The sequence below is a fragment of the Nocardia sp. NPDC058244 genome (assembly GCF_042882065.1).
In the GTDB taxonomy this organism is placed as follows: Bacteria; Actinomycetota; Actinomycetes; order Mycobacteriales; family Mycobacteriaceae; genus Nocardia.
Window position 1 is genome coordinate 371,637 of record NZ_JBHVWX010000003.1, and the last position, 22,844, is coordinate 394,480.

The following is a 22,844-nucleotide window of genomic DNA, read 5'->3' on the forward strand; positions in this document are numbered from 1 at the left end:
GTCCTTTCGCGAAACGATGTGCCGGCGAAACACTCCCGTCGGCAACAGTCCGCACGATGTCGTGCCTCGAGCGAACCGGACATTGAATCACACTCCGGCGCTTGCTTGCTCCTCCGTCAGCGCGCGCCGTCTCACCGCGGCGTCGTCGCGGCCTCCGGCGATTCGAGCGGCGTCGGCAGCAGACCCGCGGTGATGAAGCCGTCGACATAGCGTTGCAGGACAACGGCATCGATCGCCGGGCACCGCACGCCGTAGTCGGCCAGGACCGCGCGGGTGCCGGTGTCGTCGACGATCAGGGCGTCGCCACCGCCGTTGAGGTAGTTGTCGGCGACGAGGGCCGCGCGCATGAGGTCGGCGTGCTGGGCGATCTGCCCGGCCAGCCGCTCGGCCGCATCGGCCACCGACACCGTCTCGACGGGGAAACCGCTGCGGCGCAGGGTGTTCAGGATGTCGCCGACATTGGTGGGCGCGCTGTTGACCAGGTGGTAGATCTCGGTGTTCGGCTGCCGCCCGGTGGCGAGCGCGACCAGCGCGCGGGCCACGTAGTCCACCGGCGCCAGGGTGACGTCGGCGGATTCGATATCGGGGGCGACCCCGAGGTGGGCGGCCGACCGGACGAGCGTCCAGAACGCGTCGTCGGCGCTGTTCGCGCCGCTGCTGATCGATCCGGCGACCAGGCCGGGCCGGTGCACGGCGACCGGCAGTCCGCGGTCGGCGGCCGCGAGGACCAGTTGCTCGGCCACCCACTTGGTGGCCAGATAGCCGTTGCGGGGCACCTCGGCGGCGGTGATCGCCGTCCGCTCGGTGACGACGCCGGTGTGCCCGGCGCCCACCGCCGCCGACACGGTGGACACGAAATGCAGGGTCTTCACCCTGGTCTCGACCGCCAGCCGCAGGATCTCGACGGTTCCGGCGATATTGGCCGGGCGCAGCGCGGCATACGATTCCAGATGGTTCACGCGGGCGCCGTTGTGGTAGATCACCTCGATCCGCGCGGCCAGCTCGGCCCAGGTGTCCTCGGTCAGCCCGAAGCGCGGTGCGGCGAGGTCGCCCGGCACCGGCACGACCCGGTCCGCGAGCCCCTCGGTCGCGAGTCCGTAGCGCTGGAGCGTCGTTTCGAGGCGGCGGCGCACACCGTCGGCGTCCTCGGCGCGGACCAGGCACCACACGCGCGCGGTGGTGTGGTCGAGCAGCTCGCGCAGCAGATGGATGCCGACGAAGCCGGTGGCACCGGTCAGCAGCACCTCGTCGGCCGCGAGCGGCGGCACCGGGAAGGACTCCGGCACCGTGATCGCGGGGTCCAGGCGCGCGTCGTCGATCAGCATGTCGGTCCAGTGTTCGGCCGCCGACGCGCCGGACTCGGCCGTCACCGCCGCCGTCACGCCGCGCGGGGTCGGCGCTTCGAACAGCATGCGGGGGTCGGCGTCGATGCCCAGCCGGGTCCGCAGCTCCGAGCGGAGCGTGAAGACCAGCAGCGAGGTGCCGCCGAGATCGAAGAAGCTGTCGTCGATCCCGACCGAATCCCGTTCCAGCACATCGGCGAACACCCGTGCGACCGCGAGCTCGCGCACGGTCGCGGGCTCGCCGTCACCGGCCGCGGCGGCGACGGTGTCTGCACCGGCCGCTGCCGCGCGTTCGGGCGGAGCGGCCGCGACGGAGCCGGACAGCTGCCCGATCGTCGTCTCGGGACGGGTGGCGATCGCGGTCAGCAGGTCGTGGAACCGCGCCGCGAACCCGGCGACCGTCGCCGCGTCGAAGAGGTCAGTGGCGTAGCGCAGGCTGCCCGTCATCCCGCCGGTGCCCGGCTGCTCACGCAGCGTCAGGCTCAGATCGAAATGGGTTGTCTCCCACGGAATATCCAGTGTCGAGACGGTCAGGCCACCGAGGTCGAGCGAGGGCGCCACGGGCAGGTTCTCGTAGGAGAACACGGCCTCGAACAGCGGGTGCCTGGTGGTGTCCCGGGCCGGGTTCACCGCTTCGACGATGTGGTCGAAGGGGACATCGGCATTGCCGAGCGCGGCGAGGGCGACCTCCCTGGCCCGCGCCAGCAGCGTGGTGAAGTGTTCCTGCGGATCGAGGGTCAGGCGCAGGGGCAGCGTGTTGACGAACATGCCGACCAGGCGATCGAGGGCGGGGTGACCGCGGCCCGCGACCGGGGTCCCGACCGTCACGTCCGCGATCCCGGCCAGATCACCGAGCAGCACGGCGAACGCCGCGTACCCGGCCATGAAGGGCGTGGCGTTGTGCCGGCGAGCCAGCTCGGTCAGCGCCGTCCCGATCTCGGCGCCGATCTCGAACTCGACCACCGCGCCGGTGCCGCCCGGCCTGCCGGAGCCGGGAGTACGGACGCGATCGGTCGGCAGCGGCAGCCGGTCGGGGGCACCGGCCAGGGCGTCCACCCAGTGCGCGAGCTGCCGCGCGGCGGTGGAACGCGGATCGTGGCGATCGCCGAGCCGCCGGTGCTGCCACAGCGTGTAGTCGGCGTATTGCAGCGGCAGCGGTTCCCACTGCGGCTGCTGCCGGGCCGCCCGCGCGGTGTAGGCCGCGGACAGATCGGCCACGAGCGGACCGTGCGACCAACCGTCGGCGGCGATGTGATGGGCGACGAGTGCGAGCACGTGCTCGTCGGAGCCGAGGCGCCACAGTGCCAGCCGGATCGGCGCGTCGGTGGTGACGTCGAACGGCGCGGCGACCGCCACCGCGAGTTCGGCGTCCAGCCCTTCGGGGTCGAGGGCGCGCGCGGTCAGCGGCGCGTCACCCAGCGCCGCGTCGACGGTCAGGATGCGCACCTGCGGCCCGGCGCCGCCGGCGGGATACACGGTGCGCAGCACCTCGTGCCGGTCCACCACATCCCGCAGCGCGGCATCGAGCGCGGCCACATCGAGAGATCCCGTGAGGCGCAACGCGATCGGCAGGTGATAGGCCGACGAATCCCGGTAGAGCTGGTTGAGCAGCCACATCCGCAGCTGGGCCGGGGCGGGCGCCAGCTGGTCGGGCCGGGCTTCCGCCCTCGGGGCGTCCGCGACCGGGTCGTCGGCATCGGCGAGCCGCAGCGCCAGCGCCGCGACGGTCGGCGCGTCGAAGACGGCGCGGACCCCGATACCGAGCCGCGCCGCGAGCGCGGTCGCGGTGAGCGAGGTGCCGCCGAGGTCGAAGAAGTCGCTCTCAGCGCCGTCCACCTCGATCGCGAGGACCTCGGCGAAGGCCGCCGCCACCGCGCGCTCCGCGTCCGTCGAGATCGGCCGGGACCCGGCCTGGCCGAACACCGGCGCGGGCAGGCGGCGGGTGTCGAGCTTGCCGTTGGGCGTCAACGGCAGGGTGTCGAGGACGAGGTAGGCGCTCGGCCGCAGATACGCGGGCAGCTGCTCGGCGATCTGGAGTCGCACCCGCTCCACGTCGAGCGGACCGTCCGGCACCAGATAGGCCACCAGATGGGTGCCCCTGGCGTCCTGATGCGCGGTGACGGCGGCCCGGCCGACACCGGCGAGACCGGTGAGCGTTGTCTCGATCTCGCCCGGCTCGATGCGATGACCGCGCACCTTGATCTGGAAGTCGCTGCGGCCGTGATAGATCAGCTCGGGCTCCGGACCGGCGGTGAGGGTGACCAGATCACCGGTGCGATACACCCGACCGCCGGGCGGGCCGAACGGGTCGGCGACGAATCTGGCCGCGGTCAGCGCGTGCCGTCCGTGGTAGCCGCGCGCCAGGGCCGGACCACCGATGTACAGCTCGCCGATGACGCCGGGCGGCACCGGGCGCAGTCGAGCGTCCAGGACCAGTGCGTGGAATCCGCGCAGGGGCGCGCCGATGGTCACCGGCCGGTCCGGCGTCAGCTCCGCGATGGTCGCGATGTCGGTGGCCTCGGTGGGGCCGTATCCGTTGCGCATCAACCGGGTTCGCGACCAAGCCGAGACCAGATCGGCGCGGATCGCCTCCCCGCCGACGCCGAGGACCCGCAGATCGGGCAGGGTCTCGGGGTCGAGGGTGGCCAGCACGGCCGGGGTGATGATCGCGTTGGTCACCCGCTCGCGCCGCATCAGTTCGGCCAGGTCGGGTCCAGCCATCACATAGCGCGGGGCCACCACCAGCGTCGCCGCACCGGCCAGGCCGCACAGCATCTCGCCGACGGCCATGTCGAAACCCGGGGAGGCGTGGTGCAGGGTGCGGGCGCCGGGGCGCAACGCGTAGCGGTCACGGCGCTCGGCCGCCAGGTTCGCGAGTCCGCCGTGGGTCACCAGCACACCCTTCGGCACGCCAGTGGACCCGGAGGTGTAGATGAGGTAGGCGGGGTGCTCGGGCCGCGCGACGACCGGCAGGCGCGGCTCCGCCGCGGGCACGGCGTCGGGGTCGACGATCGTCCACCGGACCGATCCGGGCAGATCCGCCGGGTGCTCGACGCCGGTGACGCCGAGGACAGCACCGCAGTCGCCGAGGATGTGGGCGATGCGCTCGGCCGGGTAGCCCACGTCGATCGGCACGAAACCGGCCCCGGTCTTGGCGATCGCCCAGACCGCGCCGACCGAGGCGGCGGACCGTTCCATGACCATCGCGACCAAGGTCTCCGGCCCCGCGCCCGCGGCCTGCAGCGCACCGGCGAGGCGATCGGTCCAGGCGTCGAATTCGCGGTAGGTCCAGCGCTTCTCGCCGTAGACGACGGCGATGCCGTCCGGGTTCGCCGCGACGGCGGCGGCGATCAGCTCGCTCAGGGTGGCCGGTGTCCCCGCCGCCGGGCCGCGCCACGGGACGAGCAGGTCCGCCTCGGCGGCGGTGAGGATCGGCAGCTCGGCGATCGGCATGTCGTCGTCCGCGGCGGCGAACGCCGTCAACAGACCGACGAACCGATCCAGCTGCGCGCTGACCTCGGTCTCGGCGTAACGATTCCGGTTGGCTTCGAATTCGACCCGCAGCCCGGAACCGCCCACCGGATACACATTGAGCGCGAGATCCTCGACCGGCCCGGTGGACAGCAGCTCGACGGTGCCGCGCGCCGCGCCGAGCATCACCTCGGGGTGGAAGTTCATGATGTTGACCGCGGGCCCGAACCCCAACGACTCGGCGCGACGCCCACTATCGCGGACCATCTCGGCACCGCGATACCGCTGGTGGCGCAGCGCCCCGCCCAGCTCGGCCCGCGCGGTGGCGATGGCGGCGCCGACGGTATCGCCCGAGCAGCTCAGCGGCACGATATTCGAGGTCATGCCGCCGCATTCGCGCAGCGCGGCGACGGTGCGGGCGGTGACGGGCAGGCTCAGCGCCACCGACTCGGTATCGGTCAGCCTGCCGAGGAACGCGGCGAACGCGGCCACCAGCACCGGCGCGTGACCGGGGAAACCGGCGCGCGTCCGTAGCTGTTCGACCAGCGCGTCGGGCAGCTCGGCGCGCGCGTGGATCGGGAGCGGATCGGGCGCACCCGGCCGGGTCGCGAGGGTGACCGGGTCGGGCAGCCCGGCGAGCCGCTCACGCCAGTAGTCGCGGTCGGTCCCATACCGCCGCGAGCTCAGATAGTTCTCTTCCGCCGCGGTCAGCACAGCCGTCGAATCGACCGCTGCCGTGGGCAATTCGACGCCGTCGAGAAGCGCCGTGTAATGCTTGCTCAGCAGGTGCTGCAGGCGGATGGCGCCCATGCCGTCGAGCGCCAGGTGGTGGGCGCGGGTGTAGAGCAGGTGACGGTCCGAGCTCAGCCGCAGCACCGTGGTGACGATGGGCGGATCGGTGACCAGGTCGAACGGCGTGCGCTGGTCGGCCCGCATCCAGGCCAGGGCGGCGGCCTCGGGGTCGGGTTCCGCGCTCCGGTCGACGACGGCGATCCGGTCGTCGAGGCCGTCGTCGTGGACTTGGCCCGGCTGCCCGTCCACGACCGTGAAGCGCACGTAGGCACCCAGCTCGCGCGCGGCCAGCTGCGCCGCGCGGCGATAGATCGCGAGGTCGAACGGTCCGCGCAGGTCGACGTACTGGGCGATGGTGAGCGGCACCGGTCCGAGCAGTTGCTGAGCGAACCACACCTCGCGTTGTGCCGCGGTGAGCGGGCGGACAGCAGGGGTCGAACCGTGGGGAATCATGGTGCCTCGAAAGCTGGGAGAGAAAAGGTGGTTGGCAGCGCCCGACCCGTCGGCCGGGCACTGCTGGACCGGGAAATCAGGCCGGGTCGTCGGTGAGATAGCCACCGCGAGCGAAGAATTCGGCACCGTCGTGTTCGGTGCCCGCCGCGGTGCGGACGCGGGTGATCACCAGCGCGTGGTTGCCACCCCGGTGCGGCTGCGCGCCACACACGACGGCGCCGCCCCCTTCCTGCACGATGACCCGGCCCGCGGTGCCGCCGTAGCGGGCCTCGGAGATCACCGCGTCGAGGATCTCGATGCGCTCACCGCGGTAGTAGGAGAAGGCGCGCGGATACGGCGCGGACAGCGCCCGCACGAAACGCTCCAGCTCGACCGCGTCCAGGGACCAGTCGACTCGGCTGTCCCGATCGGACCGCTTGTGGAAGTAGGTGCGCTCGGCCTTGTTCTGCGGCGTCCACACCGCGGTGCCGTTCTCGAGAGCCGCGAGCGCCTCGTGCACCGCGCCCGGGATCAGTTCCATGCCGGCCAGGACGAGCTCGGTGCCGGTGGCGCCGGCCGGGATCGGCAGGCGCTTCTGGACCAGGATGTCGCCGGTGTCGAGCTGCTCGTCCATGCGGTGCACCGTGAGGCCGAACTCCTCGGCACCGCTGATCAGCGCCCACAGCACCGGCGAGAATCCGGTGAACTTCGGCAGCAGCGAATCGTGCAGGTTCAGCGTGCCGTGCGGCGGCATGTCGTAGAGCTCGGCGGGCATCCAGGTGTACCAGCTGTTGACCACGATCACATCGGGTTCGACGCTCTTGACCAGCGCGATGGTCTCGGCGTCGGCACGCTCGGTGAGGTGCACCGGAATACCGTGCTCGTTGGCCAGTTCCTCGACCGAATCGTTCCAGATCGCCTTGTAGGCGGACTCCGCGGCGGGGTGGGTGACCGCGAGGACCACCTCGTGCTCCGAGTCGATCAGAGCCTGCAGAGTCTTGCGACCCCAAGTTTGGAAACCGAACGACACGATACGCATAAATCTGCCCCTACTTTCGTCTATGTGTAGGCTTACCTTACATAGGTGGACCTATGCGTGTGGCCCGGACCCGTGTCGACCGCCGGCTCACCAATCGCGCGCCGCGCGCGCCCTACACTGTCGTTACCAGGCGTGGCCCGATCACTGGCGACCTGCCCCGGTGCGACCATCGCGTCGCCATCGGCGGCAGCCGCACCGTCGAGGAAAGGCGATCCGCATGACCAGTCGGCCGATCGACATCAAGCCCCGCTCCCGCGATGTCACCGACGGACTGGAGAAGACCGCCGCCCGCGGCATGCTCCGCGCCGTCGGGATGGGCGACGACGACTGGGCCAAACCGCAGATCGGCGTCGCCTCCAGCTGGAACGAGATCACCCCCTGCAACCTCTCCCTCGACCGGCTGGCCAAGGCCGTCAAGGAGGGCGTGCACGCCGGCGGTGGCTACCCGCTCGAGTTCGGCACCATCTCGGTGTCCGACGGCATCTCGATGGGCCACGAGGGCATGCACTTCTCCCTGGTCAGCCGCGAGATCATCGCCGACTCGGTCGAGACCGTGATGATGGCCGAGCGCCTCGACGGCTCGGTCCTGCTCGCCGGGTGCGACAAGAGCCTGCCTGGCATGCTGATGGCGGCGGCGCGGCTGGACCTGGCCAGCGTCTTCCTCTATGCCGGGTCGATCATGCCGGGCAATGTCGACGGCCGCGATGTCACCATCATCGACGCGTTCGAAGCCGTCGGCGCCTGCATCAAGGGACTGATCACGCGCGAGGAAGTCGATCGCATCGAGCGCGCGATCTGCCCGGGCGAAGGCGCGTGCGGCGGCATGTACACGGCCAACACCATGGCCTCGGTCGCCGAGGCGCTGGGGATGAGCCTGCCCGGCTCAGCCGCCCCGCCCGCCCCCGACCGTCGTCGCGACGACTACGCCCGCAAGTCCGGCGAGGCCGTCGTCGAGCTGCTGCGCCGGGGCATCACCGCCCGCGACATCATGACGATGGAGGCGTTCGAGAACGCCATCACCATCGTCATGGCACTCGGCGGATCGACCAACGCCGTGCTGCACCTGCTGGCCATCGCCCGCGAAGCCGGCGTCGGGCTCACCCTCGCCGACTTCAACCGCGTCGGCGAGAAGGTGCCGCACCTGGGCGACCTCAAGCCGTTCGGCCGCTATGTCATGAACGATGTCGACAAGGTCGGCGGCATCCCGGTCGTGCTGAAGGCGCTGCTGGACGCGGGCCTGCTGCACGGCGACGTCATGACGGTCACCGGCAAGACCATGGCCGAGAACCTGGCCTCGATCGAACTCGGCCTCGACGGTGACGTCATCCGCCCGCTCGACCGGCCGATCCACCGGTCCGGCGGCCTCACCATCCTGCACGGCTCCCTCGCCCCCGAGGGCGCCGTCGTGAAGAGCGCCGGCTTCGACTCCGACGTCTTCCGCGGCACGGCACGGGTTTTCGACGGGGAACGCGCCGCGATGGACGCGCTCGAGAACGGCACGATCGTGGCGGGCGACGTCGTCGTCATCCGCTACGAGGGCCCCAAGGGCGGCCCCGGCATGCGCGAGATGCTCGCCATCACCGGCGCCATCAAGGGCGCCGGCCTCGGCAAGGACGTCCTGCTCCTCACCGACGGCCGCTTCTCCGGCGGCACCACCGGCCTCTGCGTAGGCCACGTCGCCCCCGAAGCCGTCGACGGCGGCCCGATCGCCTTCGTCCGCGACGGCGACCCGATCACCCTCGACGTCGCCAACCGCATCCTCGACGTCGAGATCGCCCCCGACGACCTCGCCGCCCGCAAGATCGGCTGGGAACCACTCCCACCCAAATACACCTCCGGCGTCCTGGCCAAATACCGAAAACTCGTCAGCTCCGCCGCCCACGGCGCCGTCACCGGCTGACCACCCGCACTCCTCCCGACCGGGCCCGCTGCCGTCCCTCGACCTCACGAGCAACAGAATCGCTACGTCGACACTCATTGTTCCGACCGGCTCCGGTACCGCCCGAGCACCCCGAACCAACTCCATCATTCAGCCGTCCTTCTCGGTTCGACGGCGGTCGAGCGCGATCTCGACGTGAGCGACATCGACAGCTGCGGCACCCCTGTCGCGGGCGACCCGCTCGGCGACCTCAAGGAGGCGCTGCACCTACGCGGCAGGGAAGAGAAATTCGGGCACGGTTCGAATCCCGCTGCCGCCTGGCCCTGATGCATTACCGCGCACTGGTGACAACACCCGGTATCGAGCTCCGGACTCACGCGACAACGCTCTACAACAGCATCTTCCGCGCCGACGACGAAATGTGTGTCAATGCCCACGTGTGGGGCGTGAATGCCTACGCTGCGCCGGTCTGGCACCTGCGCCGTACTCTCGACGGTGGCCTGTTCGACACCTACACCGATAGTTTCGACGCGGTCTGGCGCACCGGCAGACCGGTGAAAGGCTGAGCCGATGGCGCGCACCGAGTTCTACGACGACCCCACCGCACCACAACCGAACAGCCTTGTCGTCGCGGCATCTGCCGTCGTGTGCGACGAGAAAGGCCGAATCCTGCTTCAGCGGCGCGCCGACAGCGGCCTATGGGCACTACCCGGCGGCGGCATGGAAATGACCGACAGTCTTCCAGGCTGCGCGGTGCGAGAAGTCAAGGAAGAAACCGGCCTCGACATCGAGATCACCGGCCTGGTCGGTACCTACACCGATCCGCGCCACATCATCGCCTACAGCGACGGCGAGGTTCGACGCCAGTTCAACGTATGCTTCCTGGCCCGTGTCAGCGGTGGCGAACTCGCGATCTCCGACGAGTCCACCGAATTGCGGTTCGTCTCCCCCACCGAACTGGACAGCCTCGACATGCACCACACGCAGCGACTCAGACTGAGTCACTACCTGGAAGGGCGCCGGACGCCGTATCTGGGCTGAAAGCTTCAGCCGTCCATCACCGCATGAAGGCCGGTCGTCGCATCGGCGAAATAACGCACGACACCTGCGGCTGTGACACATTCACGCCAATCACCGATACGGCAATACCCGGCAGCGGCTATCGTCCGGTCGAGTCCGTCGAGATCCGGTGACGTATCCGGCGCCAATTGCAGCGTCCTCGACAGGTTCGCGGTGGTGTGACCGCACACCGCGCCGTCGGACGCGTGGCCGAAAGAGACCTCGCTGCAATAGATATCGACTGCGGCATCGCCGTCATCGAGGCGGGCGATGACATACAGGTCGACCCGCGCGGTCACCGCCCGCCTCGGCTACCGCCATTGAAACAAACCGGATAGTGTGAAATGGTCACCCGAGAACACCCTCCATCGTGGTCTGCGAAGCATTTCCTGGGCACCGATCCCACCACCGCAAACTTCAGGCAAATAGGGTATTAAGTCCTTTCCAGCTGGGCACATAGTCGCGAGAAAAAGCTTTGCCGAGCAAATATTTCGCTCGGTTTCGAATCACACCGGACACCACTCCCGAAATCCATTCGGTCACCGTTGCGTGTCAGCTACTGTCGAGCCGACGTGGCCGACTGTTCCCGTCGGGCCAGCTTCGTCGCGCGGCGCATTCGCAGCAGATATCGCGGCGTCGGCGGATTCCAGCCGAGTTGCATGGACATTCCCAGATCGTCCCGGTTGGCCCAGTGCTCGATAACCTTGCCGTCGACGACCCGGATCCAATGTGTCTGCGTGATCGCGAACGACTTGCCGGTGGCGGGAAAGGCTTGCGCGACATCACCATTGACGTCGAAGGCGACGAACGGGCCGATCTGCCGTCCGGCCATCGTCACGTGCACCGCGACCACGTCGCCCTCGGTCACCACGGCATGCACCTGCCAGCGCAGGTCGGCGAACGCCTGTCGCAGCCACAGGGCGGTGGCGTAGAAGGCCGCGGGACCGTTGCCGCGACAGGCGGGCGGTTCCTGCACCCCTTCCCGGTTGTACGCCTCCGGATGGACCACCTCCTCGAAGTCGGCGAGCTCTCCCGCCCCCATGATCTGAATCGACCGCACTGCCAGGTCTGCGATCGCGCCGTGTTCGTTCGCCATGATCGTGGCCTCCCGAGATTAGAATGAACCTAGCTCTATTGGTTAGAACGTTCATCCATCGAAAATGGTTCAAGGAGATCTGTGACAGGGAAGCGGCGATACTCGACGGCGCTGCGCACCCAGCAGACCGCGCTCACCCGCGCCCGCGTCCTGGAGTCCGCCCGCGCACTGTTCCTCGAACACGGCTACCTCGGCACCACCATCACCGGGATCTCCCAGGCCGCGCAGGTCAGCGTGCAGACGATCTACAACACCGTCGGCACCAAGCCGGCGGTGTTCAAGGCCGTGTACGACACGATGCTGGCCGGTGACGACGAACCGATCCCGATGATCGATCGACCCCAGTTCCAAGCGATGCTCGCGGCCCAGACCGCCACCGAATGCCTCGCGCACTACACCGCCATCGCCCGCACCATCGCCCACCGCGTACTCCCCCTGGTGTCGATGGCCCTGGCCCAGTCCGCGACCGGCGACCCCGACCTCCGCGATTTCACCGACACCACCGAGAACGAACGCAATTTCGGCGCCACCAACCTCGCGAACCACCTGCACCGCCGATTCGGCCTGCGCCCCGGCCTCTCCCCCGCCGACGCCGCGGACACCCTCTGGGCCCTCACCGCCCCCGAACTCGCCGACCGCCTGGTCAACCGCCGCGGCTGGAGCTGGGACAAATACCAGAGCTGGCTCTACACCGCGACCACCGAATCCCTCCTCGCCTCTGCCCCCCTGCGCGCCGATAGCGCGGAGCAAGTCTGAGAGACATTCGTTCAGAGCATTTTTCGCGAGTCCCGGATGGTGGCCGCCAGCCGTTCCAGCAGTGGCGCGGTCGCGGCGTGCGAGAACCGGAAGATCGGCGACCAGGGCGCGACCTGGCCTGCTGTCACCGCGGGGAGGCTCCGCCACACCGGCCGGTCGGCGAGGGCGGTCGGCTGCAGTCCGGTGGATCGGTCGTCGAGCAGGATCAGGTCCGCCGGATACCGGTCGGCTGTCTCCCAGCTCAGCGACTGGAAGTAGCCGCCGGCGTCCACCCGGTCGGGGACGACGAAGTCGACGCCGAGTTCGGCGAAATAGCGCAGATCGGCCGAGGAACGCGGATCGGAGACATAGAAGAGCTCCGGCGACGCCGAGGCGGCGAGCACCCGCAACCCGGGACGCGACGCCACCGCGTCCCGCACCGCCTGGGACGCGGCCGCGAAGCGCTGTTCCGCGGCGACCACCGCGGGGGCGGCGGTATCGGCGCCTAGCGCACCGGCCAGCACGCGGTACCGCGCGAGGATCTCGGCCAGGCTCCGACCGGAGACCTCCATGGCGACGACATTCGGGTTCGCGGACTCGATCTTGCCCAGATTGTCGTCGGGCAAATACCAGAGACGGCCCGGCACATAGGAATCGGTGACGAGCAGGTCCGGCTCCAGGGTCGCGTACTTCTCGATGTCGAACTGGCCCCACGCGTCACCGACGACGGTCACCGAGGCCGCATCGAGGTCGCCGAGCAGATCCGGCGCGTGCGCTTCACCGAAGATCCCCACGATGCGCTCGCGCACCCCGTAGTCGGCCAGCGCGCCCGCCGAACCGGTGAATGCGACCACCCGGCGCGGTGTCTCCCCGGCGCGAACGGCGCCGCCGCGACCATCGGGAAACTCCCAGCTCCCCGCTCCGCCCTGCGCGTCGTCGGTGCTGCCACATGCCGCCAGGCCCGCACTCACACCGATCATCCCCGCCACCGCGAACAATCGCCGACGGCTGAGCGCACGGTCGTGTCGTTTCTCGTTCGCGATGACGATCCTCCTCCGCACGTGCCTACTGGTTCGCTGCCACTAGATCACACAAAGTAAGGCAAGGCAAACCTCACTCTCGCGAGCGCAGGCGGGCAGCCGCGGCCAGAATCGGAGTGCTCACGGCGGTGGCCGCGGCGCCGAGTCCGGTGTCGGTGGCCAGAATCCACCGGACGGTCGTCATCGCCGAGGTCAGCACCTCGCTGCCGCGCTGACGCATGTCGACCTCGAATCGCCCCACGGCGTCGGTGAGGGTCGCGGAACCGGCGGCGGCCTCGCTCACCCGCTCGAGTAGGTCAGCGGCGTCGCGAATGGCCGCGCCCGCGCCCATCCCGGCGGTGGGTGGGGTGGCGTGCACGGCGTCCCCGAGCGCGGTGATCGGGCCCGCGGGCCAGGGGGCGAGATCCTCGGCGCTGGTGGAGGCGGCGTTGAACTGGAACCCGGCCACGCTGTGCGGATCGGCCCTGGCGATCACCTCCAGCGTGTGCTCGGCCCAGCCCCGCCGGCGAAACCGACTCAGCAACGCGGTCCGGAGTTCCTCGCCGCGCAGGTGGCGCAGCGCGTCGGTGCCTGCGGATTCGGTGAACATCGCACCCCAGATGTAGGTGGGTCCGGTGGTGATCGCCATCCGGAGTTCGGGAGCGTCGAGCGCGGCATTGCCGACCGGGTCGAGGAAGCCGATGTAGAGCGCCGCCCCGCGCGGGCCGATCGCCATCCCCGATCGTGGCCGCAGTCGCCGCTGCTCGGCGGGGCCGAGATCACGCAGCGAGGTGCGGCCGGAGTACCCCATGATGCCCGCCGGGCGGTTGGTCGGGCCGCCCGCGAGACAGCGGGCCACGACCGAGTGGGTGCCGTCCGCACCCACCACCAGATCCGCCGACATCGGCTCCCGATCGGCGAACGACACCACGGGCGCGCCGGAGTCGTCATATCCGACGCCGGAGACGTTGTGGCCCAAGCGCAGACCGTCACCGACGGCCTCGGCCAAGAGCATCCGCAGGGTGATCCGGTCGACGTCGACACTGTCGCTACCGCTCAGCTCCGGTCCATAGCCGAGCAGCCTTCCTCTCCTGTCCCACAACGCATCTCGCTCACGCAGTCGCAGCGCCGAACCCGAGGCCAGCAACCGCCGCATGATCGCCGGTTCCACCAGGGTCCGCAGCGCCGACAGCGCCCGCTCGTCCAGCGTGATGTGGTAACCGCCCGTCGCCGCCACCTCGGTGTCGCGGTCGAACACCACGGCCTCGAATCCCCGGCGACGCAGACCCGCACCCAGTGCCAGCCCGCCGATTCCGCCACCCACCACGACTACCCGCATCTCCGAACACCTTTCGCCGCGCCTCACCGAACACGGCCACCATGGCATCGGTGGTGGACACCGAGTGGCCACCACCGGTGGCATGGTGGATCGATGGCGAACACCTCACACCGGGCCCTGCGACTGCTGTCCCTACTCGGATCGGGACGCCAGTGGCCGCTGCGCGCGCTGGCCGCCCGGCTCGGCGTCAGTGAACGCACCGTCCGCCGCGATATCGAGACGCTGCGCGGGCTGGACTACCCGATCACCACCGTCCACGGTCCCGACGGCGGCTACCGGCTCGGCGCCGCGCACACCCTGCCGCCACTGCTGTTCGACCACGACCAGGCCCTCGCGGTCGCGGTGGCGCTGCAGACAGCACCCAGCACGATGCTCGGCTTCGGCGACGACGCGGCGCGGGCACTGACCACCCTCCACCAGGTCATGCCCCCTGCGCTGCGGGCATCGATGGAATCCCTGCGCCTGACCCGGCTGCGGAACTACTGGGAGTTCCCCGCACCGCCCATCGACCCGGCCGCGCTCACCACCGTCGGCGCCGCCGTCCGCCACCGCCACCTCCTGGTCACCGAGACCCTGCGACCCGACGGCACCCGCCCCGCACCCGGAGATCCAGACTTCCAGCCTGCCCGCCGGATCGAGCCGCACCACCTGGTCGTCTGGGCCGCCCGCTGGTACGTGGTCGCTTACGACCGCACCGACCACGAGTGGCGCGTGCGCCGCGTCGATCGACTCCACGCGCGCCCCACCACCCAGCCCTTTGCGGCCCGCGCTCTCCCCGGCGACGACCTCGCCCACTTCGTGATGAGCACCCACGACCGCGGCGACACCCCCGCCGCCTGGCCCTGCACCGGCAGCACCCGGCTCGACCTGCCCGCCGCGGTCGTGGCCCGCTGGGCCCCAGGCGGTTCCGTGGTGGAACACCTCGATGCCGAGCACTGCCGGCTCACCCTCGGCGCCTGGTCCTGGGCCGGCGTCGCGGGCATCCTCGCCACCTTCGACACCGAACTCACCGAGCTACGCCCGCCGGAGCTCGTCCACATGTTCCACCGGCTCGCACGCCGATGGGCACCGTCGGCCTCACCGGATCCGTCTCCCCACGGAGGTCCCGGCGGCCCGGCCGAAGATGTCGGCACCCTGGTCTAGTGTCGGCACCGTGTCCGACACCATCGCCTTCGGTGGCGTAACCATCGACAGCAACAATCCCGCCGAGCTCGCCGAGTTCTGGACCGCGGCCCTCGGCTACACAGTCCTGGCGGACGCCGGGGATTTCATCATGATCGCCCCGCCCGGAGTGGGTTTCGGGGAGGGCCGCTACCTCGCGTTCCAACTGGTCCCGGAACCGAAATCCACCAAGAACCGGATGCACATCGACTTCCAGACGACCACCCGGCAGAGCGAAATCGACCGGTTGACGGCGCTCGGCGCCACCGTCCTCGGCGAACACGCACTCCCCGGCTTCGGATGGACCGTCCTGCACGACCCACAGGGCAACGAGTTCTGCGTCGTGTCACCGACCACCTGACCGTTCGAACGGAACCCGCCGATCAGAAGGCGGCGTCCCCCTCACCGTCTCGCCAGCTGCCCGCAACCGGGCGCTCGGGAATGCTGTCCGGCTCGACCAACTCGCCGACCGCCGCATCGGCGAACCATTCGATCCAGCGAAACTTGAACTCGTCCAGATCGTGGAGATCGACCTCGGTGAACGGCCATGCGACCACCGGAATGTCCGCGCCGGAGCGGAGCGCCCGAATCGCGGTGTCGTCGACGGTGCAGGCATAGGGATTGTACTGCGGCGGATTGTGCGGTCGACCCTGCCAATCGTCCGCGAATGCCGTTTCGTACCAGGCGAATTCGCCCGGGCGTTTGGCGTCGCAATACCACAGGCTGTGACTCCGCCCCTGCCAGGTCCTGCGGGGATCGTATGAGTTCACCGCGATCACAGCGGTCGCGACCACCTCGAACGGCAGCCCCGGCCGCCAGGACACCGAATCCGCACCCTGATAGAAGCGCATCTCCAGCGCGGCGGACGGATTTCTCATCGTCAACAGCAGATGCAGGGCGTCCTTGCCGCGCTTTCTGACCGTGCCACTGGTATTGGCCTCCACGGTCTCGGCGATCGTCGAGAAGATCGCCGAGAGCTGCTCCACCGCCACGCTCTCGCGCTCGGCGCGCACCGCTGTCACCTGTTCGGCCGCATTGCGCGTGGCGGTTTCCTCGGCGGACCGAGTGACGTGGGCGAGGTCGGCGGCGTGGAGCTTGCGCAGTGCCGTCGACGGTTCGATGGTCACTGTCGCCAGCCGCTCGAGGATCTTCCGTGGCGTGGGTCGCGCGGCAGGCCGCTTGTCCAGCATGGACAACACCAGAGTCGCGAGTTTCGGGTCCGACACCGTCGTCAAGGGTGCGGGCGGTGTCGTCAGGTGCTGGTCACGAAGTTCCTCCCGGCTCCGCCCGGTGAAGGGGCAAGCCCCGGTCAGCAGCTCGTACGCCATCACGCCGGTGGAGTAGACGTCGCTGTGGCTGTGCAGGTGCTCGTTCCGCCACCACTCCGGTGGCGCGTAATGCAGTGTCGCGGTGCTCTTGTGCGTGATGGTCGCGGTCGCCGCCTCCGCGTACCGTGCGATACCGAAGTCGCTCAGGTGCCACGTTTCACCGAGCAGCAGCACATTGTCCGGCTTGATATCCCGGTGTACGACGGCGCGGCCCAGATCGTCGAGCGCGGTCACGACGTCGCGCAGGATCTTGATCACTTCGTCTTCGGGCAATGCGCCCCGGTCGGCCAACACCGTGCGCAGGCTGGTCTGCGCCAACGGCATCAGCAGCAGATAGCGCGCGGGTGCGTCGTCCTCACCGACCTCCTCGATCCGGATGACGTTGCGGACGTCCGCCAGTTCCGTAGCAAGGGACTCCCGGTCGGCTCCGGGCCGCTTCGGTACCACCTTGAGCGCCGCGCGACGCGCCCCGTTGTCGACTTCGTAGACGGCACCGAACCCGCCCTGGCCGATCATCCGAACGACCGTCCAGTCCGTTGCCCCGAGTGTGAATATCCTGCCCGCCAACTGTCATCAGCCCCTCAGGCCAGGATGATCGCGCCTTTACGACCACACCTGCCGGAAATTCTACGGTCCCGGGCCCGTCCGCAGCGAGCGAGACACCCACGAATCCCGCCGCCTCGGCGCCGAATCTGAAATGAAAATGTGTCTGAAAGTGCCGATGGAACCGGGGTCGAGTGGCGAGAATTGGTCACGACGGTTCGGTGGGATTCAGCATAGCCGCGCTGTCGCGACTCCCCTTCGGCAACAGAGGAATTGGACGATGAACAGGCTGTCGAGATCCGCCGCGACGACGTTGGTTGCCGCCGTCGTCGCCGCCGGGACCGCGTCGGTCGGCGTCGCGCGGGCGGACGCGCCCGGCGCGCAGACCTGCACCCCGTACACCGCGATCTTCGGGCCGGGGACCTGGGAGACCACCCCGGGCGCCGATCCCGACGTGCCCGTCGGCATGCTCCGGCCCGTCGGCGACGGCCTGCGACGGCAGTTCGGCGACGACATCACCGTGCTCTACGCCCCGTACGCGGCAAGCGCTTTCGACCAGGGCCTCACCTACGCGGAGTCGCTGGGCACCCTGGAATCGCGTTTGCGCCAGATGCTGCGTGGCCTGTGCGGGTCGACGCGGGTCGTCCTGGCCGGCTACAGCCAGGGCGCGGATGGCATCGGCGATCTCGCGACCGAGATCGGCAACGGCGACGGTCCCATCGATGCCGATCGCGTGGTCGGTGTCGGGCTCCTGGCCGATCCGCATCGCGATCCGGATACCACGCTCTCCCTGGGCAATCCGCAGCCCGGCTACGGCATCGCCGGAAGCCGGGACCGGGATTTCGGTGCGCTGACCGATCGGGTCCGCACCCTGTGCGCCGACGGCGACCTGTACTGCTCCCTCGATGTCGCCACCTCCCCGTTCCTCGCCGTCGTCGGCCGGGTCCTCAGCGGTGATCCCACGCCCATCGCGAATTACCTCCCCGCCACGGCCGATCCCCGCAGCCTGATCGCTCAGGCCGTCACCATGGGCGCGGGCTGGACCGCCACCGCGGCGAACCTGCCGACCATTCTCGACGACCTCACCCGCCTCCCGGAACTGCTCGCGGCCGGTGACATCCGCGGCGCGCACGACACCGCGCAGGCCCTGAATGTCGCCCTGGCCCCGCTGGTCCAGGCCGCCGCGGGGGTGGACCGCACGTTGGTCGCCCAGGTCATCCGCGCGGCCGCCGCCGTCGACCCGTCCGGTCGGACCGCGGGGGTCAGCGTCATCGCCGACGCCCTCCTGCACATCGATTTCCTGAGCATCGCCGACAGCGTCGGTCAGATCCAGGAGATCCTGTGGCGTGCGGTCGAATCCCTCGACCGCAACGACCCCATCGCGGCCGCGGTCGACCTGGCGACGGTGGCCGCCACCGGCGCCGACCTCACCGGCGCCGTGCTCGGCCCCGTCGCCGCGGGCATCCGCGCCGACCTCCGCTCGACCACCCGCACCCTGTTCAGCATCACCGACCCCGCCACCGTCGACGAACTCGTCCAGCTGGGCCGCCAAGGCGTGGACATGGCCAACTTCTACGCCTCCGAAGCCCACGTCGACTACGGCGACGACGCCCAGATCCTCCTGAGCTACCTGAGCTCCCAGGTCGGTTCCTAGCCGCGCGGTCTCCGACCGGTCGGCGCCCGCGCCGCGTACGCTCACCTGGTGCCGACTGGCGGTAGCAGACAGGTTCGTGCCGCGCGCAAGCGCAAGAAGCGGATGGCGCGCGTCACCCACGACCTCACCGACGCGCAGTGGGACGCGCTCCAGACGTCGTGGGGCGGCTGCGCGTACTGCGGCTCCCCCGCCAGCGCGCTGCAGAAGGACTGCGTGCAGGCCATCTCGCGCGGCGGCCGCTACACCCTCGGCAATGTCGTCCCCGCCTGCGGGTCGTGCAATTCCAGCAAGTGCAATGCCGAGGTGACCGGCTGGCTACGGCGCAAGAAGCTCGACGAACGCTCGTTCCTCCTGCGCCACTACGAGATCGCGGCCGACCTCACCACCCGGTTCGCGGAGAATCCGCCGGAGGATCAGCGCTCGGGTGACTCGGTCCCGTAGAGCTCGATCTCCCACATCTTCTCGATCACCCGCTGCACCGCCCGGGTGAGGTGACGGCGGTAGGTGGAGAACGGCAACCCGAGCACCTCGGCGGCGCGTTCCTGCGTGGGTGCCGGTCGCAGATAGGTGCGGTCGAGCGCCCGGTAGAGCTTCTCGCCCCGGGTCTCCTCGCGCAGCGACTCGACGATCGTGGTGAGCAGTTCCCGGAGCGTGCCACCGGTGGCCGAGCCCGGCCGTCCCCGCACGACCTTGGAGCGCAGCAACGGGTTTCGCTCGAGTCGCCCGCCGCGACCGAGCTCGCGCAGCGCCGACCGGACCGCGTCGGCGAACTCGGGCTGGGACAGCACGAGTTCGGGTACCGGTGGCGCGGGTCGCGCGATCTCCGTGCCGACGACCCGGTCATTGGTCGAGTCGAGCCATTCGGCGATGCCCCCGCGCCGCCAGTCGTGGGCGTAGACCGCGTAGCGCTGTCCACCGACCTCGTATCCGGCCTCGCTCGCACGATGGAAATCGATGTGGCGCATGAACGGCTCCCATGCGTCGGAATCCGCGAAGGCACCGATGAATTCCCAGGTCAGATCCGGTTGCGACAGCCAGTTCTTGGTCGATCGGGCGGTGACCACATTGATCGTCGGTGACGGGAGCTGGTTCATTTCCCCGTCGACGAGGAACCGGCCCGCGAACACCGGCTCCCCCGGTCGGGGTCGGCCGTAGCGGGTCGCGTAGTCCCACATCGCGCGGGTGCCCGGGTCGGCGGCCAGGTCCGCCTCGGTCGCCTCGTGCAGGGCAAGCCGGCAGAAGAAGCCGATCGGCGCGGCGCCCGAGCCCTGGACGACGACGAAGTGCTCGGGCTGGCGGGCGAGCCAGAAGTCGACCAGCTCGGCCTGTTCGGGCCCCTGGTGCCGTTTCGTCATCGCCAGGATCGATTCTCGATGCGCCGGGCGGTATCGGTCGGGGAAGGCCCGGCCGAAGCTCGACCAATCCCAATACCCGGAGATCGTCGGGTTGTGCCGATGTAGGAACACCAGGTCCGCGACGGGCCATCGACCGTGTTCGGCGGTAGTGTCGAGCACCTCGAGGAGGTGCCCGCGCGCCCGGCGATGCACCTCGAGATAGGACTCCGGATCGCGCCAGCGCAGATCCGCGTCGAGGACGTCGCGAGCGATGTCGTGCGGAGCGAGCCCGAGCGGTCCGCGCTCGATGATCGCGAGCTCGCACAACCATCCGAATTCCTCCGCGCAGTCGGGTTCGTCGAGCGCGGCCCGCAGCAGCGCCTCGGTGGTGAAGCGGACGTGGGCGCACACCTCGAGCGCCGCCCGATGACGTCTGCTCGGCACGGATTCGACGAACCGCGCGAGCAGCGCTCGCACCGCGTCCGGCGCGTCGACCAGCGTGGCGGGCAGCTCGCCCGCGGTCTGGGCCAGCAGATCGACGAGGAGCGACAGTGCCAGCGGATGGCCATGGGTCAGCGCCAGCATCCGGTCGTGCTTGTCCTCGGGGACCTGCGCGACGCGAAGGTAGGTACGGGCGTCATCGGGTGCCAGGTTGCGCAGCGAGACCACCCGCAGCAGTTCGCGCCAGCCGGGGTCGTTCGACCACTCCCGGGCGGGCGGATGCCGACCGGCGATCACGACCAGGACATCGGTCGCCAAGCCGGGCAGGAAGGTCTCACGGAGCCAATCCTCCAACGGCGCAAGGCGTTCGAAGCCGTCGATGACCAACACCGACAGAGGCTGGTCCCCGCGCTCCGCGAGCTCGGACACGGCCGCGTCGAACGCCGCGGGCGACGGCTCGATGGAGCGGCCGTCGACCCGCACCGTGCCGCGTCCGGCGTGCGCGGCCGCCTCCAGCAGTTCGGCGAGCAGGGTTGTCTTACCGACCCCGCCCGGCCCGTGGACGAACAGCACCGAGAACGGCGGCTCGTCCGCATCGAGCGCCGCCAGGAACAACTCGATCTCGCCGACGCGGCCGACGAACCGGCGCCGGCGGGCCAGCCGGAGCCGGTCGGCGACGGTTCTCGACTGTGCTGAGGCGCTACTCACCGGCCATGTGTATCAGCTCCGTATCCGCTCTGTTCGTCTTTGCCGACACCGGTGCTCAGCGGACCGGAACTCGCTGTGCCGACACGCCCTCGACCCGCTCCGGTCGAGCCGTCCCGCGCAGTACCCGCGCGATGATCTCGGGTCGCAGCAGCCGCGCCGGATGGTCGAGCAACGCCGAGACCAGCAGGAACTGCGTGGCCACCACCGGATCGTGTCGACCCACGTCGAGCAGGTGGCGGACGTAGCGGTTGACCAGCCGGATCGAAAGTGGCCGCGGACCTTCGACGAGCGGCTGCGTCAGGTCCGCGCCGATGGCCAGCCGCCACGCGACACCCACCGGCCGGGCGGCGGCGCGGAAGAAGCGTCGTTCCAGATCGTCACCGCTGTCACGCAGACAATCGCGCAGCGCGACGGCCTGCAGCGCGGCGACCGACATCCCCTGGGCGTAGATGGGATTGAAGCCACACAGCGCGTCCCCGAGCACGATCAGCCCCCGCGGGAATCGACGCACCCGGTCGTAGCGGCGCCGACGGTTGGCGTCGTAGCGGTAGGTCACCACCTCCGACAGGGGCTCCGCGTGACGCAGCGCGTCGACCACCCGCGGCGGGGCGAATCCCGCGACGCCGTCGACCATTTCCGCGAAACTCGTGCTCGGGTGGTGGCCCCGGTAACCCGTCGCGGTGAACAGCCAGGTGTCGTCCTCGGTCGCGAACAACGCCATCCCTCTCGGCCGGTCCGGCGCCGGACCGATCAGCACCAGCTTCTCCGGCTCGGTGCCGGGCCGCAATCGCACGGACAGGCTGGAGTAGCCCATGTGGACCGACACCGATTCCTCGGCAGGCATCTCGTAGCCGAGTCCGCGCAGCCACGTCGGGGTCCGCGTACCACGGCCCATCGCGTCCACGACGAGATCGGCGGCCAGGACCTCCTCCGCGCTCCCCGCCGCCCGAGCCATGATCCGGACACCGAGCACCCGCCCGCGGGTTTCGTCCGAGACCAGACCGACCACGTCGTTGCCATCGGCGAACCTCACCGTCGGCAGCGCCCGAACACGTTCCCGCACAGCCCCTTCCAGACGCGGCCTGGTCGGCAGGTAGGTCAGGACGCGCGGCTGTACCTCGGACGAGAGCCGGTTGCCCCCGACCGAGAAATAGAACTCCGTATAGTCCTCGACCACCTTGGTGCCTCCCGAGACCAGGTCGGCGAGCACACCGGGAAACAACACCTCCAGCGCCGCGGATCCACTCGGCAGCAAGGCGTGTACATGCTTGCCCTGCGGTACTCCCCGGCGCGGCTCGTCTCCCGCGCCGAGCCGATCCCGTTCCACCACCGTCACGCGGTCGTAGGAATCGGCCAGCACTCGTGCCGCGAGCAACCCCGCCATGCTCGCGCCGAGCACCACCGCATGTTCACCTCTGCGAACCATCGCGCACCTCCTGAGTTTCGGCGATGGCGCGAGCCTGCGGCACAC

18 protein-coding genes are annotated in these 22,844 nt (G+C 69.8%); 9 read left to right on the forward strand and 9 right to left on the reverse strand.

Translation table 11 applies throughout. The annotated features are described in order from the left end of the window. Positions 1-131: 131 nt before the first annotated feature. Together ACFVW6_RS11415 and ACFVW6_RS11420 are read right to left on the reverse strand one after the other, a co-directional pair. A complete protein-coding gene (locus ACFVW6_RS11415) occupies positions 132-6,059 on the reverse strand; it encodes an amino acid adenylation domain-containing protein (protein ID WP_378831461.1) in 5,928 nt (1,975 codons plus the stop codon). Positions 6,060-6,135: 76 nt separating this feature from the next. Continuing rightward, on the reverse strand, positions 6,136-7,077 hold the full coding sequence (locus tag ACFVW6_RS11420; RefSeq protein ID WP_378831463.1) for a methionyl-tRNA formyltransferase: 942 nt from the start codon (positions 7,075-7,077) through the stop codon (positions 6,136-6,138). A gap of 217 nt (positions 7,078-7,294) precedes the next feature. Between ACFVW6_RS11420 and ilvD the strand changes: the two genes are divergently transcribed. The 4 genes from ilvD (at position 7,295) to ACFVW6_RS11440 (ending at position 9,997) form a co-directional block, all read left to right on the forward strand. After that, on the forward strand, positions 7,295-8,977 hold the full coding sequence (gene ilvD / locus ACFVW6_RS11425) for a dihydroxy-acid dehydratase (protein WP_378831465.1): 1,683 nt from the start codon (positions 7,295-7,297) through the stop codon (positions 8,975-8,977). 174 nt (positions 8,978-9,151) lie between these two features. Further along, positions 9,152-9,283 carry a hypothetical protein gene (locus tag ACFVW6_RS11430; protein ID WP_378831467.1) on the forward strand — a complete coding sequence of 44 codons (132 nt, stop codon included), beginning with the start codon at positions 9,152-9,154 and terminating at the stop codon, positions 9,281-9,283. Between the two features lie 17 nt (positions 9,284-9,300). Beyond that, positions 9,301-9,522, forward strand: coding sequence for a hypothetical protein (locus ACFVW6_RS11435; RefSeq protein WP_378831469.1), 222 nt, complete (start codon positions 9,301-9,303; stop codon positions 9,520-9,522). A 4-nt stretch (positions 9,523-9,526) separates the two neighbouring features. Beyond that, the gene (locus ACFVW6_RS11440) at positions 9,527-9,997 is read left to right on the forward strand and encodes an NUDIX hydrolase (protein WP_378831472.1); all 471 of its coding nucleotides are present in this window, start codon (positions 9,527-9,529) and stop codon (positions 9,995-9,997) included. 5 nt (positions 9,998-10,002) lie between these two features. On the opposite strand, the gene ACFVW6_RS11445 is transcribed toward ACFVW6_RS11440, so the two are convergent. Further along, positions 10,003-10,314, reverse strand: coding sequence for a hypothetical protein (locus ACFVW6_RS11445; protein ID WP_378831474.1), 312 nt, complete (start codon positions 10,312-10,314; stop codon positions 10,003-10,005). A gap of 257 nt (positions 10,315-10,571) precedes the next feature. Continuing rightward, positions 10,572-11,111: an ester cyclase gene (locus ACFVW6_RS11450; protein ID WP_378831476.1), complete on the reverse strand. Its 540-nt coding sequence runs from the start codon at positions 11,109-11,111 to the stop codon at positions 10,572-10,574. Between the two features lie 81 nt (positions 11,112-11,192). On the opposite strand from ACFVW6_RS11450, the gene ACFVW6_RS11455 reads away from it, so the two are divergent. Beyond that, positions 11,193-11,867 carry a TetR/AcrR family transcriptional regulator gene (locus tag ACFVW6_RS11455; RefSeq protein ID WP_378831479.1) on the forward strand — a complete coding sequence of 225 codons (675 nt, stop codon included), beginning with the start codon at positions 11,193-11,195 and terminating at the stop codon, positions 11,865-11,867. 11 nt (positions 11,868-11,878) lie between these two features. Here ACFVW6_RS11455 and ACFVW6_RS11460 read toward each other — a convergent pair whose 3' ends face one another. Together ACFVW6_RS11460 and ACFVW6_RS11465 are read right to left on the reverse strand one after the other, a co-directional pair. Next, the gene (locus ACFVW6_RS11460; RefSeq protein WP_378831481.1) at positions 11,879-12,826 is read right to left on the reverse strand and encodes an ABC transporter substrate-binding protein; all 948 of its coding nucleotides are present in this window, start codon (positions 12,824-12,826) and stop codon (positions 11,879-11,881) included. A gap of 133 nt (positions 12,827-12,959) precedes the next feature. Continuing rightward, on the reverse strand, positions 12,960-14,204 hold the full coding sequence (locus tag ACFVW6_RS11465; protein WP_378831484.1) for an FAD-dependent oxidoreductase: 1,245 nt from the start codon (positions 14,202-14,204) through the stop codon (positions 12,960-12,962). 93 nt (positions 14,205-14,297) lie between these two features. Between ACFVW6_RS11465 and ACFVW6_RS11470 the strand changes: the two genes are divergently transcribed. Continuing rightward, entirely contained in the window at positions 14,298-15,347 is a 1,050-nt protein-coding gene (locus ACFVW6_RS11470) for a helix-turn-helix transcriptional regulator (protein WP_378831486.1), read from the forward strand. A gap of 10 nt (positions 15,348-15,357) precedes the next feature. After that, positions 15,358-15,726 (forward strand): VOC family protein, encoded by a 369-nt coding sequence (locus ACFVW6_RS11475; RefSeq protein ID WP_378831488.1) that lies wholly within the window; start codon positions 15,358-15,360, stop codon positions 15,724-15,726. A 22-nt stretch (positions 15,727-15,748) separates the two neighbouring features. Here ACFVW6_RS11475 and ACFVW6_RS11480 read toward each other — a convergent pair whose 3' ends face one another. Beyond that, positions 15,749-17,209, reverse strand: coding sequence for a serine/threonine-protein kinase (locus ACFVW6_RS11480; RefSeq protein WP_378831491.1), 1,461 nt, complete (start codon positions 17,207-17,209; stop codon positions 15,749-15,751). A gap of 307 nt (positions 17,210-17,516) precedes the next feature. Between ACFVW6_RS11480 and ACFVW6_RS11485 the strand changes: the two genes are divergently transcribed. After that, complete coding sequence (locus ACFVW6_RS11485) at positions 17,517-18,890, forward strand: cutinase family protein (protein WP_378831492.1); 1,374 nt, start codon at positions 17,517-17,519, stop codon at positions 18,888-18,890. Positions 18,891-18,938: 48 nt separating this feature from the next. Beyond that, positions 18,939-19,331, forward strand: coding sequence for an HNH endonuclease (locus tag ACFVW6_RS11490; protein ID WP_378831493.1), 393 nt, complete (start codon positions 18,939-18,941; stop codon positions 19,329-19,331). Here ACFVW6_RS11490 and ACFVW6_RS11495 read toward each other — a convergent pair. Together ACFVW6_RS11495 and ACFVW6_RS11500 are read right to left on the reverse strand one after the other, a co-directional pair. Continuing rightward, positions 19,304-21,373 carry an AAA family ATPase gene (locus tag ACFVW6_RS11495; protein WP_378831496.1) on the reverse strand — a complete coding sequence of 690 codons (2,070 nt, stop codon included), beginning with the start codon at positions 21,371-21,373 and terminating at the stop codon, positions 19,304-19,306. The genes ACFVW6_RS11490 and ACFVW6_RS11495 overlap by 28 nt on opposite strands. Positions 21,374-21,428: 55 nt before the next feature. Further along, positions 21,429-22,799, reverse strand: coding sequence for an FAD-dependent oxidoreductase (locus ACFVW6_RS11500; protein WP_378831498.1), 1,371 nt, complete (start codon positions 22,797-22,799; stop codon positions 21,429-21,431). Positions 22,800-22,844 lie beyond the last annotated feature (45 nt).

Excerpts from the sequence above, each read along its gene's own strand:
- ACFVW6_RS11415 (WP_378831461.1), bottom strand. The coding sequence starts at position 6,059 with ATGATTCCCCACGGTTCGACCCCTGCTGTCCGCCCGCTCACCGCGGCA.
- ACFVW6_RS11420 (WP_378831463.1), bottom strand. The coding sequence starts at position 7,077 with ATGCGTATCGTGTCGTTCGGTTTCCAAACTTGGGGTCGCAAGACTCTG.
- ilvD (WP_378831465.1), top strand. The coding sequence starts at position 7,295 with ATGACCAGTCGGCCGATCGACATCAAGCCCCGCTCCCGCGATGTCACC.
- ACFVW6_RS11440 (WP_378831472.1), top strand. The coding sequence starts at position 9,527 with ATGGCGCGCACCGAGTTCTACGACGACCCCACCGCACCACAACCGAAC.
- ACFVW6_RS11450 (WP_378831476.1), bottom strand. The coding sequence starts at position 11,111 with ATGGCGAACGAACACGGCGCGATCGCAGACCTGGCAGTGCGGTCGATT.
- ACFVW6_RS11460 (WP_378831481.1), bottom strand. The coding sequence starts at position 12,826 with ATGATCGGTGTGAGTGCGGGCCTGGCGGCATGTGGCAGCACCGACGAC.
- ACFVW6_RS11465 (WP_378831484.1), bottom strand. The coding sequence starts at position 14,204 with ATGCGGGTAGTCGTGGTGGGTGGCGGAATCGGCGGGCTGGCACTGGGT.
- ACFVW6_RS11470 (WP_378831486.1), top strand. The coding sequence starts at position 14,298 with ATGGCGAACACCTCACACCGGGCCCTGCGACTGCTGTCCCTACTCGGA.
- ACFVW6_RS11480 (WP_378831491.1), bottom strand. The coding sequence starts at position 17,209 with ATGATCGGCCAGGGCGGGTTCGGTGCCGTCTACGAAGTCGACAACGGG.
- ACFVW6_RS11485 (WP_378831492.1), top strand. The coding sequence starts at position 17,517 with ATGAACAGGCTGTCGAGATCCGCCGCGACGACGTTGGTTGCCGCCGTC.
- ACFVW6_RS11500 (WP_378831498.1), bottom strand. The coding sequence starts at position 22,799 with ATGGTTCGCAGAGGTGAACATGCGGTGGTGCTCGGCGCGAGCATGGCG.